This window comes from Streptomyces sp. NPDC053431 (genome assembly GCF_044544925.1).
Taxonomy (GTDB): domain Bacteria; phylum Actinomycetota; class Actinomycetes; order Streptomycetales; family Streptomycetaceae; genus Streptomyces.
Genome location: NZ_JBITXX010000001.1, coordinates 356715 through 368905 on the forward strand (window position 1 = coordinate 356715; position 12191 = coordinate 368905).

The window sequence follows — 12191 nt, forward strand, 5'->3', positions numbered from 1 at the left end:
GGCGGCCTTTCGGCGAGGTGGCACCGTTTCGCCAAATTCGGCCGGTAAAACGGGGAACGATGGGTAGGGCTCCACCCACTGTCCTGATGTCTTACCTGTCGAGACGAAACCCGGGAGATCCCGTGACCGCGACCGACCACGCCTGCAAACGGATACGCATTCCCCGCCAGGGCGTGCCGCTCACCAGCGAACCGCCCCTCGCCGATGCCACGCCCCTCATCAGCGAACCGCCCCTCGCCGAGGCGGCCCCCTTGACCAGTGAACCCACCGCCCGCACCACAGCGGGCGGTTCGGAGTCCCCCGGAGTGTGACGTGACCCTGGCCCGTCTCGCCGCCCTGCACGGCGTCGCCACCGACTACGCCCCTTCCGAGGGCGTCACGGTCACCGTGCCCGACGCCACCGTGGTGGCCGTCCTGCGCGCCCTGGACGTCGACGCGTCCACGCCGGAGGCCGTCGCCGCGTCGCTCGACGCGGCGGAACGGACCGGCCGGGAGCGGCTGCTGCCGCCCACCGTGGTGCTGTGGCGGGAGGAGCCGGGGGAGCCGGAGGGGGCCGCCGCCGACACCCGCGCCGCGGGCCTCCGGCCGCCCCGCGGCCTGCCGCCCGGCACCCGGCTCACGGTCACCACCGAGGACGGGCGGACCGTCACGGGCCCCGACTGGCGCGGACTGCCGCTCGGCGTGCACCGGCTCGCCGCGCACGCCCCCGACGGGCGCCGCTGCGCCGCCACCCTGATCGTGGCCCCCGCGCGCGTGCCGGTCCCCGAGGGGCGCGCGTTCGGCCTGCTCGTCCAGCTCTACTCGCTGCTGTCCGCCCGCTCCTGGGGCATGGGCGACCTCGGTGACCTGCGGGAGCTCGCCGACTGGGCGGGCCGCGCGCACGGCGCCGGCTTCGTGCAGGTCAATCCGCTGCACGCGGCCGTGCCGGGGGCGCCGACCGACCCCTCCCCGTACCGCCCCTCCTCGCGCCGCTTCCCCGACCCGGTGCACCTGCGGATCGAGGACGTCCCCGAGTACGCGTACGTCGACCCGGCCCGCCGCGAGGAGCTCGACCGGATCCTCGCCGAGGCGGCCGAACTGCGCGAACGGGTCCTCGGCAAGGGCGCCCTGATCGACCGGGACGCGGTCTGGGACGCCAAGCGGCGCGCCCTGGAGCTCGTGCACACCGTCGAGCTGGGGCCCGGCCGCCGGGCCGCCTACCGGGACTTCCTGGCCGAGCGCGGCCGGGCCCTGGAGGACCACGCCACCTACCAGGCGCTCGCCGAGCGGTACGGGCACCAGTGGCGGGCCTGGCCGGACGGGCTGCGCGACCCGCGCGCCGCCGAGGCGGCCGTGCGCGCCGACGCCGAGCTCGCCGAACGGGTCGAGTTCCACTGCCGGCTCGCCTGGCTGACGGACCGGCAGCTCGCCGACGCCGCACGCACCGCGCGGGAGGCCGGGATGCCGGTCGGCATCGTCCACGACCTGGCCGTGGGCGTGCACCCGGACGGCTCCGACGCCTGGGCGCAGCAGCACGTGTTCGCCGCCGGGATGTCCGTGGGCGCCCCGCCCGACGCCTTCAACGCGCGCGGCCAGGACTGGGGCCTGCCGCCCTGGCGCCCCGACGTGCTGGCCGCCGAGGGCTACGCCCCGTACCGCGGGCTGCTGCGCGAACTGCTGCGGCACGCGGGAGCGTTGCGCATCGACCACGTGATGGGCCTCTTCCGGCTGTGGTGGGTGCCCGAGGGCGGCGAGCCCACCCAGGGCACGTACGTGCGCTACGACCCCGAGGCGATGCTCGCCGTCCTCGTCCTGGAGGCGCACCGGGCCGGCGCGGCGGTCGTCGGCGAGGACCTGGGGACGGTCGAGCCGGGGGTGCGTGAGGCGCTCGCCCGGCGTGGGGTGCTCGGCACCTCGGTGCTCTGGTTCGAGCGGGACTGGGCCGGTACGGGCCGCCCGCTGGCCCCGGAGGACTGGCGGGCCGACTGCGTGGCCACCGCCACCACCCACGACCTGCCGTCCACCGCCGCGCGGCTCTCCGGGGACCATGTGACGCTGCGCCACCGGCTCGGGCTGCTCACCGGCGACCTGGAGCGGGAGCGCGGCCGGGACAGCGCCGAGACCACCGAATGGCTGGGGGTGCTCCAGCGGCTCGGCCTGCTGCCGGAGGGACCGGGCGACGAGGCCGCCGAGATCCGCGCCGTCCACCGCTTCCTGGCCGCCACCCCGGCCCGCCTGGTCGGGGTGTGGCTCCCGGACACGGTGGGGGACCGCAGGCCGCAGAACCTGCCGGGGACCTGGGACCAGTACCCGAACTGGCGGCTGCCGGTCGCGGGCCCGGACGGGCAGCCGCTCACCCTGGAGGAACTGGCCGCCGCGCCCCGCGCGCACGACCTGCTCCGGACCCTCGCGGAGCGGGTCCGAGCCCGTACGGCACCCCCGGGCGCGCGGTCCGTTTAGGTGTTCGCTACTTTTGCACCGTGGACAAGAAGAACGCCCTGCGCGCCGGCGCCGTCGCGGCCGGTACGACGCTGATGATGCTGCTCATGTCGTCCCCCGCGCTCGCGCTGACCCGCGACGACGGCGACGACCCGGCCCCCAAGCTGTCGGTCGCCGAGACCCTCGGTCTGTACGTGGCCGCCCCGCTGGTGCTGTTCCTGGTCATCGCGGGCCTGGTGATGGTGCTCGACCGGTCGAAGGACCGCGTCAAGAAGGCGTAGGTCTCACTCCTCCGTTCCCGAGGGCGCCGCGCGGTACGTCACCGCGCGGCGCCCTCGTGTGTCTCCGGCCGCCCCGGTGTCACACCGTGGTGGCGAGGAGCTTGCGCAGCAGGCCCGCCAGCTCTTCCGCCTCTTCGCGGGTGAGCGCGGCCTCCAGGGCCTCGCGCTGCCGGCCGAGCCCGGCGCCGACGGCCTGGTCCACGAGCTCCCGGGCCTCCTCGGTGAGGGTGACCCGCAGGCCGCGGCGGTCGTGGGGGTCGGGGCTGCGGGTGATGAGCCCGGCCCGCTCCAGCTTGTCGAGCCGGCCGGTCATCCCGCCCGTCGTGATCATCAGGGTGGCGGTCAGCTCGCGCGGGGAGAGCGTGTACGGCTCGCCCGAGCGCCGGAGCGTGGCGAGCACGTCGAACTCGCCCAGCGACATCCCCCCGTACGGCGCGTAGGCCTTGTCCACCTTGGCGCGCATGGCGTTGGCGAGCCGGTAGATCCGGCCGAACACGGCCATCGGCAGGGTGTCCAGATCGGGGCGGACCCGCGCCCACTGGTCGGCGATGGCGTCGACGGCGTCGTGATTCTCCATGGCCCCAGTTTCCCTCTTGGCTGACTCAGTTGCAAGAAAGCCACTTGCACGCAAGTAGCTTAGTGGTAAGTTAATTACCGCCAAGCCAGTCCGGGTCGCCGCCCGGCCCGTCCAGCGCAGGGGGAACCGTCATGTCCCGCAAGGCCGCCACCATCGCCCTCACCGCCCTCGCCCCGATCTCCTGGGGCTCGACCTACTTCGTCACCACGGAGTTCCTGCCGCCCGACCGGCCGCTGTTCACCGGCCTGATGCGGGCCCTGCCCGCCGGCCTCCTGCTCCTGGCCGTCACCCGGAAGCTGCCGCAGGGCGCCTGGTGGGGGAAGTCCGCGGTCCTCGGCGCCCTCAACATCGGAGCCTTCTTCCCGCTCCTCTTCCTCGCCGCCTACCGCCTGCCCGGCGGAGTGGCCGCGGTCGTCGGCTCGGTCGGACCGCTCTTCGTCGTGGGCCTCGCCGCGCTCCTGCTGGGCGACAGGCCGACCGTGAAGGCCACGCTCACCGCCGTCGCCGCCGCCTTCGGCGTCAGTCTCGTCGTCCTCAAGGCGGGCGCCGCCTTCGACACCGTCGGCGTGGTCGCCGGACTGCTCTCCTCGCTGTCGATGTCCGCGGGCACCGTCCTCACCAAGCGCTGGGGCCGCCCCGAGGGCGTCGGCGCCCTCGCCCTCACCGGCTGGCAGCTCACCGCGGGCGGTCTGGTCCTGCTGCCCGTCGCCCTGCTGATCGAGGGCGCCCCGCCGGCCCTCACCGGCACCAACCTCGCCGGCTACGCCTACCTCGCCTTCGGCAACACCGCGATCTCCTACTTCCTCTGGTTCCGTGGCATCGAGCGCCTGAGCGCCTCCTCGGTCACCCTGCTCGGCCCGCTCTCCCCGATCACCGCCGCCGTCATCGGCTGGGCCGCGCTCGGCCAGGCGCTCGGCCCGGTCCAGCTGGCCGGCATGGTGATCGCCTTCGGTGCCACGGTCGTGGGGCAGCTGAACCCGGCGCCGAAGCCCCGGAAGGCGCCGGTGGCCGAATCGTTCAGCTCTACTGAAAAGAACGGTCAGGAAGTTTCGATGGACCTGGAAGGTTCGGCGGTGCGACGGTAGGCGGCATGACACCGACCACCGCACGCCGACCGACCGTCACCGCCACCGACGACACCGCCCCCGACTCCAACGCCACCGATACCGCCGTCACCGCCCGTACCACCGCCACGGCCACCGAGAGGCCGGCGCCCGCGAGGAAGACCCGGGGCGCCGGCCTCGGCGTGCTCCTGGCGCTGCTCGCCACCCTCGTCTGGAGCGGCAGCTTCGTCGCCACCCGCGACATGGCCGACTCCGTCCCGCCCGTCCAGGCCGTCTTCTGGCGCTGGGTCATCGCCCTCGTCGCCGTCGCCCCGTTCGCCGCCCGGCCGTTCTGGCGGCAGCGCAAGGTGATCCGCCGTCACCTCCGGTTCGTCGCGCTCGCCTCGCTGTTCGGTGTCACCCTCTACAACACCCTGGTCCACCAGGCCGGTCTGACCACCTCCGCCTCCAACATGGGCATGATCATGGCCGCGTCCCCGGTGCTGATGGCGGTCTACGCCCGGATCGGCGGCGAACGCCTCGGCGCCCGCCGCCTCCTGGGCATGCTGGCCGCCGTCCTCGGTGTGCTGCTGCTCGTCGGCAAGGGCTCCCTCGCCCTCGAGCTCGCCGCCGGCGACCTGTGGATGTTCGCCGCCGCCCTGTCGTTCGCCACGTACAGCGCGATGCTCAAGCGCAAGCCCGCCGGGATCGACGGACTCGCCTTCCTCGTCACGACCTTCGCGCTCGGCGCCCTGATGCTCGCCCCGGCCTACGCGGCCTCCCTCACCGTCCAGGGCGGTTTCCCCGTCACGCCCGGCACCGTCGGCCCGCTGCTCTACGTCGGCGTGATGTCCTCCGCCGTCGCCTTCTTCGCCTGGAACAAGGCCATCGGCCTGATCGGCGCGGCCCGGGCCGGAGTCGTCTACTACCTCCAGCCGGTCTGCGTCGCCCTCCTCTCGTACGCCCTCCTCGGCGAGCGCCTCGGCGTCATGGGCGGGGCGTGCATGGCGCTGATCCTGGGCGGCGTCGCCCTGGCCAGTGCGACCCGCGCGCGGGGATGAGCGGGACGCGCGCCCACAGGCAGGCGCCGTCGACAGGCGGGCGCGTTCGCGGGCGGGCTCGTCTGCGGGAGGGCGTCCCCGGCCGGGGCCACCGGCCGGGGACGCCCCGTACGCCGTGCCCGGTAGGTTGCGCCCCATGACCGAGTGGGACATCAAGAAGCTCCAGATCCTCCGCACCCTCCGCGACCGCGGCACCGTCACCGCGACCGCCGAGACCCTGCTCATGACCCCCTCGGCCGTCTCCCAGCAGCTCAGCAACCTGGCCAAGCAGCTCGGCGTGCAGCTCCTGGAGGCGCACGGCCGGCGGGTCCGGCTCACCGACGCCGCGCATCTCGTACTGCGGCACGCCGAAGCGGTGTTCGCCCAGCTGGAGCGGGCCGAGGCCGAACTCGACGCCCATCTGCGCGGCGAGGCCGGGCGGGTGCGGGTCGCCGCGTTCTCCACCGCCGTGCCCGCGCTCGTCGTCCCCGCCGTGCAGGCGCTGCGCCCCGCCCATCCCGGGCTCGACGTCCGGGTCCGGGAGGCCGAGGCGGCGGAGGCGTACGAACTGCTCGCGACCGGCGAGGCCGAACTGGCGCTGTCCCTCGCCGCCCACGCGCCGACCGCCCGCGACCCCCAGTTCACCCGGGTGCCGCTGCTCGCCGACCCGCTCGACCTCGCCCTGCCCGCCGGGCACCCGCTCGCCGACGCCCCGGGTCTCCGGCTCGCCGACCTCTCCGCCGAACCGTGGATCTTCGGCGGCTCCGGACCCTGGTCGGAGATCACCACCGCCGCCTGCGAGGCGGCCGGCTTCGTGCCCGAACAGGCCCACAGCGCGGCCGGCTGGACCGCGATCCTCGCCATGGTCGAGGCCGGCATGGGCGTGGCCCTGGTGCCCCGGATGGCCGCCGCCGAGCGCCGTACGGGCACGGGTTCGGGCGTCGTCATGCGGGTGCTCTCCGCCGACCAGCCGCGCCGGCACGTCGTCGCGGCGGTACGGCGCGGGGCGGAGGAGGGCCCGGCCGTGGCGCGGGTCCTCGCGGCGCTGCGCCAGGCGGCCGTCCAGCGGGAAAGTGTTCAGTAGAGCTGAAAAGATCTGTCGAAAACATTCGATGGACCTGTGTGGTCGTGCGGCGGCACAGTCGAGACATGAGCCTCTACGACGACACCGACCCGCACGCCAACGACGCCGCCCCCTACGCCGGCGGCGACCCCTACGCCGACTACCGCGCCGGGGACTTCCCGTTCACGGAGCTCGTCGACCTCGCCGACCGCCGCCTCGGCGCCGGAGTCGTCGCGGCCGGCGACGAGTTCTTCGCCGAGCGCGAGAACCTCCTCGTCCGGGAGCGGGCCGTCTTCGACCCCGAGCACTTCGGGCACAAGGGCAAGGTCATGGACGGCTGGGAGACCCGCCGGCGCCGCGGGGCCGACGCCGACCACCCGTTCCCCGCCCCGGAGGACCACGACTGGGCGATCGTCCGCCTCGGCGCCCCGGGCGTCATCCGCGGCGTCGTCGTCGACACCGCCCACTTCCGCGGCAACTACCCGCAGCGGGTGAGCGTCCAGGCCACCGCCGTCGAGGGCACCCCCGGCCCCGAGGAGCTCCTCGGCGCCGCGTGGGAGGAGCTCGTCCCGCCCACCCCCGTCCGCGGCCACGCCGCCAACGGCTTCGCCGTCGACGCCGAACGGCGCTACACCCACGTACGGCTCTGCCAGCACCCCGACGGCGGCATCGCCCGCCTCCGGGTGCACGGCGAGGTCGTCCCCGACCCCGAGTGGCTGGACGTCCTCGGCACCCTCGACCTCCTCGCCGTCCTCAACGGCGGTGTGTACGAGGACGCCTCGGACCGCTTCTACTCCTCGCCGACGCAGATCATCCTGCCCGGCACCTCCCGCAAGATGGACGACGGCTGGGAGAACCGCCGCCGCCGGGTGCGCGGCACCCACGACTGGGTCCGTTTCCGGCTCGCCGCCCAGGGCGCCGTCCGCGCCGTCGAGATCGACACCGCGTACCTCAAGGGCAACAGCGCCGGATGGATCGCGCTCCAGGGGCGCAACGGCGAGCACGGCGAGTGGTTCGAGATCATCCCGCGCACCCGGCTCCAGCCCGACACCCTGCACCGCTTCCGCCTCGCGGCACAGGCCGTCGTCACCCACGTCCGCCTCGACGCCTTCCCCGACGGCGGTATCGCCCGGATGCGCCTCCACGGCAGCCTGACCGAGCAGGGCGCGGCCGAACTGCGCGCCCGGTACGCCCGGTTGACCGCCTGACGTCCCGCCTGTCGGCCACTCCGACAGCTGTACGAAAAGATCACTAGGCTCCCGGGCATGAGACTTCTCCACAGAGCGGCCGCCGTGCTCGCGCTGCTGGCCGCCGCGGTCCTCCCGACCGCGGCGCCGGCCGCCGCCGACGTCGTCGACCCCGCCACCGCACCGCCGGTGCGGGTCATCACGTACAACGTCTGCGGCGCGTCCACCTGCCAGAGCACCCTGGACCTGCCCGCCTGGACCGCCAAGGTCAAGGAGCAGACCCTCGCCTGGGACGCCGACGCCCTGATGCTCCAGGAGCTCTGCTTCACCCAGTGGACGTCGGTGCGCACCGCGCTGGCCGAGGCCGGCTACACCGCCGTCTGGGGCTTCGCGAAGAAGACCCCCGGGTGCGAACACTGGGGCGGCACCGACACCGGCTTCGGCCTCGGCATCTTCGTCAAGGCCTCCGCGGTCGACCGCTACACGGCCAACCTGACCACCCCCGGCACCGAGCCCCGCCCGGTGCTGTGCGCCCGGGGTCCGATCGACGGCCGTACGACGCTCGTCTGCAATGCCCACCTCGACCAGAAGATCACGCCCGACAACGGCTCGGCCGAGGCGCTCCGGTACGTCGACGGTTGGGCCGCGGGGCTCCCCGTGATCCTCGGAGGCGACTTCAACGCCGGTACGGAGCCGGTCTACGACCCGATGCTCGACCCGGTCCGCCAGGGACTGCCCGGCACCGGCCCCTTCGCCGAGGCCGACGAGAACGACCACGACTGGTACGCCCGGGCCGGCTGCGACGCCGCGGCCACCGAGTGCCACTCGGGCGAGCCCACCGTGGCCTCCGGCAAGAAGTTCGACCACGTCTTCCTGAGCGCCCGGGACTTCCACACCGTCCGCGCCGACGCCCTCGAACCCGAGATGCCGGCCGGCGCGAAGCCGCTCTCCGACCACCAGCTGCTCGTCGCCGCCGCCTACCCCGAGCCCCGGCCCGGCACCTCCGTCGGCGGCGACCTCACCGGCGACGGCCGGGCCGACTTCCTCGCCGTCAAGGACGACGGCAGCCTGCGCCTCTACTCCGGCACCGGCGGCGGCGCCCTCGCCGGCATGCGCCAGATCGGCACCGGCGGCTGGACCGGCGCCGCCGTCAGCCACCGCGGCGACTGGACCGGCGACGGCCGCGAGGACGTCCTCGCCCGGATCGGCGACGAGCTGTGGGTCTACCCGAACAAGGGCAGCGGCGAGCTCGGCGCCCGGATCGCCATGGGCGGCCGCCCCACCGGCTGGTCCAACGCCGGCGCCACCCCGCTGGCCGCCGGCGACGTGGACGGCGACGGCCTGCCCGACGTCCTCGCCCGCAGCACCACCGGCCTCTGGCTGCACCGCGGCGGCCCGGCCGTCGACGGCAGGCCGACCTTCGCCGCCAAGGCGGCGCTGCAGATCGGCGACGCCGAGTGGGCCGGCTACGACGTCATCCTGCCCGGCGACGTGACCGGCGACGGCAAGGCCGACGTGTGGGGCCGTGACCGCGTCACCGGGCAGATCCGGCAGTACGCGAGCCAGGGCGCCCAGCACCTGGCCACACCCCGCGACCTCACCGGCGGCCCCTGGACCGCCGCCGACCGGCGCCTCGCCGTCTCCGCCGGCGACGTGACCGGCGACGGCCTCACGGACCTGTGGACCACGCGCACCGCGGGCACCGCCGAGGACCTGGAGTTCCTCCCGGGCACGGCCAGTGGCATCGCGGGCGGCCTCGGCACCCCGACCACCATCGGCACCGGCGGCTGGCAGTGGCTCACGGCGCTGGGCTGACCCGGTGAAGGCAGAGGGGCCCTGGACCGAAACCGGTCCAGGGCCCCTCCCTTGTCTCACACGAGCCGTCAGGCGGACGCCGCGTCCGCCGCCCGCGCCTTCAGGGCCCGCTCGACGCCCGCGCGGCACTCCGTGACCATACGGCGCAGCGCCGGAACGGGGTCGTGCTCCGCGATCCAGGCGTCCGTGGCGTCCAGGGTCTCCTGCGAGACCTGGAGCGTCGGGTAGAGGCCGACCACGATCTGCTGGACCATCTCGTGGCTGCGGGTCTCCGAGACACCCTTGACGGCGGCGAAGTACTTCTCGGTGTACGGGGCGAGCAGCTCGCGCTGGTCGGCCTGCACGAAGCCGCCGATCACCGCCTCCTGCACCGCGTTCGCCAGCTTGTCGGACTCGACGACCGACGCCCACGCCTCGGCCTTGGCGGCCTCGGTCGGGCGGGCCGCGCGGGCCGTGGCGGCGTGCCGCTCGCCCGCCGCCGTACGGTCGCGCTCCAGCTCCGCCGCGATCTCCGGCTCGTCGAAACGGCCGGTCGCCGCGAGCCGCTGCACGAACGCCCAGCGCAGCTCGGTGTCCACGGCCAGCCCCTCGACGACCTCGCTGCCGTCGAGCAGCGCGGCGAGCAGGTCGAGCTCGGCCTCCTCACGGGCGGTCGCCGCGAAGGCCCGCGCCCACGCCAGCTGGTGGTCGCTGCCGGGGGCCGCGGCCCGCAGCTGCTCCTGCGCCGCCGCGCCCCAGCGGGCCAGGCCCTCGGCCCGCCACTCCGGCGCCGCGTACAGGTCGAGGGCCGCCTTGACCTGGCCCTGCAGCGACTGGACCACGCCGATGTCGCTCTCCTTGACGATGCCGGACAGCACCAGGTCCAGGTACGCGCGCGTGGGCATCTCGCCGTCCCGCGTCATGTCCCAGGCCGAGGCCCAGCACAGCGCCCGCGGCAGCGACTCGGCGAAGTCGCCCAGGTGCGCGGTGACGTTCTTCAGGGACACCTCGTCGAGGCGGACCTTGGCGTACGACAGGTCGTCGTCGTTGAGCAGTACGACCGCCGGGCGCTGCCGGCCCGAGAGCTGCGGGACCCGCGTCAGCTCGGCCGCGTCGATGTCGAGCTCGACCCGCTCGGTGCGGACCAGCTTGCCCGCGCCGTCCAGGTCGTAGAAGCCGATCGCGATCCGGTGCGGCCGGAGCACGGCCTCGCCCTTCGCGCCGGCCGGCAGCGCCGGGGCCTCCTGGCGGACGGCGAAGGAGGTGATGACGCCGTCGTCGTCGGTCTCGATCGCGGGGCGCAGGATGTTGATGCCCGCGGTCTCCAGCCACGCCTTCGACCAGGCCTTCAGGTCACGGCCGGAGGTCTCCTCCAGCGCGCCGAGGAGGTCGGTGAGACGCGTGTTGCCGAACGCGTGGCGCTTGAAGTACGCCTGCACGCCCTTGAAGAACTCGTCCTGGCCGACGTACGCCACCAGCTGCTTGAGGACGGAGGCGCCCTTGGCGTAGGTGATGCCGTCGAAGTTGACGAGCACGTCCTCCAGGTCGTTGATCTCCGCCATGATCGGGTGCGTCGACGGGAGCTGGTCCTGGCGGTAGGCCCAGGTCTTCTCCGCGTTGGCGAAGGTGGTCCAGGCGTGCGGCCAGCGGGTGCCCTCGACGGAGGCCTGGCAGGCGACCGAGGTGAAGGTCGCGAACGACTCGTTCAGCCACAGGTCGTTCCACCACTCCATGGTGACGAGGTCGCCGAACCACATGTGGGCGAGCTCGTGGAGGATGGTCTCGGCCCGGCGCTCGTACGCCGCGTCCGTCACCTTCGACCGGAACACGTACTGGTCGCGGATGGTGACCGCGCCCGCGTTCTCCATCGCGCCCGCGTTGAACTCCGGCACGAAGAGCTGGTCGTACTTGGCGAACGGGTAGTCGTACGCGAACTTCTCCTGGAACCAGGTGAAGCCCTGCCGCGTGACGTCGAAGATGTGGTCGGCGTCGAGGAACTCGGCCAGCGAGGGACGGCAGTAGATGCCCAGCGGGACGACCTGGCCGTCCTTCTCGTACGTCGAGTGCACCGCGTGGTACGGGCCGACGATCAGCGCCGTGATGTAGGTGGAGATCCGCGGGGTCGGCTCGAAGACCCACACGTCGTCCTTGGGCTCCGGCGTGGGGGAGTTGGAGATCACCGACCAGCCGCTCGGCGCCTTCACGGTGAACTGGAAGGTCGCCTTGAGGTCGGGCTGCTCGAAGGACGCGAAGACGCGGCGCGCGTCCGGCACCTCGAACTGGGTGTACAGGTAGGCCTGGCCGTCGACCGGGTCGACGAAGCGGTGCAGGCCCTCACCGGTGTTGGTGTACGCGCAGTCCGCGACCACCTTCAGCTCGTTGCGGCCCTCCTTGAGGTGCGCCAGCGCGATCCGGGAGTCCCGGAAGACGGCGGCCACGTCGAGGGCCTCCCCGTTCAGCACCACCTCGTGCACGGCGGGGGCGACGAGATCGATGAAGGTCTCGGCACCGGCCTCGGCGGAATCGAAGTGGACGGTGGTGACGGACCGGTAGGTGCCGCCCTCCTGCGCACCGGTGAGGTCGAGGTCGACCTCGTACGCGTCCACGGACAGCAGCTTCGCCCGCTGCTGCGCCTCTTCACGGGTCAGGTTTGTGCCAGGCACCCGGTCAACTCCTCGGTTTCGTGACGTTTGGCCCATCCTTCCACGGGGTGTGCGGGCCGCGCACGGTTCCTTTCCCAGGGCGAACACGTCAAGGGGCGGCCACCCGCGCGGGTGGCCGCCCCTGA

General features: G+C 73.8%; 10 protein-coding genes. 8 read left to right on the plus strand and 2 right to left on the minus strand.

All coding sequences use genetic code 11. The features are described 5' to 3' along the window. Positions 1-59: 59 nt before the first annotated feature. The 3 genes from ACIGXE_RS01485 to ACIGXE_RS01495 are packed head-to-tail and all read left to right on the plus strand — an operon-like array spanning position 60 to position 2699. Positions 60-311, plus strand: coding sequence for a hypothetical protein (locus ACIGXE_RS01485; RefSeq protein WP_399741302.1), 252 nt, complete (start codon positions 60-62; stop codon positions 309-311). A 1-nt stretch (position 312) separates the two neighbouring features. Beyond that, a complete protein-coding gene (malQ, locus tag ACIGXE_RS01490) occupies positions 313-2439 on the plus strand; it encodes a 4-alpha-glucanotransferase (protein ID WP_399741305.1) in 2127 nt (708 codons plus the stop codon). A 20-nt stretch (positions 2440-2459) separates the two neighbouring features. After that, positions 2460-2699, plus strand: coding sequence for a hypothetical protein (locus tag ACIGXE_RS01495; protein ID WP_399741308.1), 240 nt, complete (start codon positions 2460-2462; stop codon positions 2697-2699). A 79-nt stretch (positions 2700-2778) separates the two neighbouring features. On the opposite strand, the gene ACIGXE_RS01500 is transcribed toward ACIGXE_RS01495, so the two are convergent. Beyond that, positions 2779-3276, minus strand: coding sequence for a MarR family winged helix-turn-helix transcriptional regulator (locus ACIGXE_RS01500; RefSeq protein ID WP_399741311.1), 498 nt, complete (start codon positions 3274-3276; stop codon positions 2779-2781). Between the two features lie 131 nt (positions 3277-3407). Here ACIGXE_RS01500 and ACIGXE_RS01505 point away from each other — a divergent pair, with 131 nt between their 5' ends. From ACIGXE_RS01505 to ACIGXE_RS01525, 5 genes are all read left to right on the plus strand, one after another. Continuing rightward, positions 3408-4361 (plus strand): EamA family transporter, encoded by a 954-nt coding sequence (locus tag ACIGXE_RS01505; RefSeq protein ID WP_399741314.1) that lies wholly within the window; start codon positions 3408-3410, stop codon positions 4359-4361. 5 nt (positions 4362-4366) lie between these two features. Next, the gene (locus ACIGXE_RS01510) at positions 4367-5380 is read left to right on the plus strand and encodes a DMT family transporter (protein WP_399741317.1); all 1014 of its coding nucleotides are present in this window, start codon (positions 4367-4369) and stop codon (positions 5378-5380) included. Between the two features lie 136 nt (positions 5381-5516). Beyond that, a complete protein-coding gene (locus ACIGXE_RS01515; RefSeq protein WP_399741320.1) occupies positions 5517-6443 on the plus strand; it encodes a LysR substrate-binding domain-containing protein in 927 nt (308 codons plus the stop codon). Between the two features lie 65 nt (positions 6444-6508). Continuing rightward, positions 6509-7630, plus strand: coding sequence for an allantoicase (alc, locus tag ACIGXE_RS01520; protein WP_399741323.1), 1122 nt, complete (start codon positions 6509-6511; stop codon positions 7628-7630). Positions 7631-7687: 57 nt separating this feature from the next. Further along, positions 7688-9424, plus strand: a complete 1737-nt coding sequence (locus tag ACIGXE_RS01525; protein ID WP_399741325.1) for an FG-GAP-like repeat-containing protein — start codon at positions 7688-7690, stop codon at positions 9422-9424. 68 nt (positions 9425-9492) lie between these two features. On the opposite strand, the gene pepN is transcribed toward ACIGXE_RS01525, so the two are convergent. After that, the gene (gene pepN / locus ACIGXE_RS01530; protein WP_399741328.1) at positions 9493-12066 is read right to left on the minus strand and encodes an aminopeptidase N; all 2574 of its coding nucleotides are present in this window, start codon (positions 12064-12066) and stop codon (positions 9493-9495) included. Positions 12067-12191 lie beyond the last annotated feature (125 nt).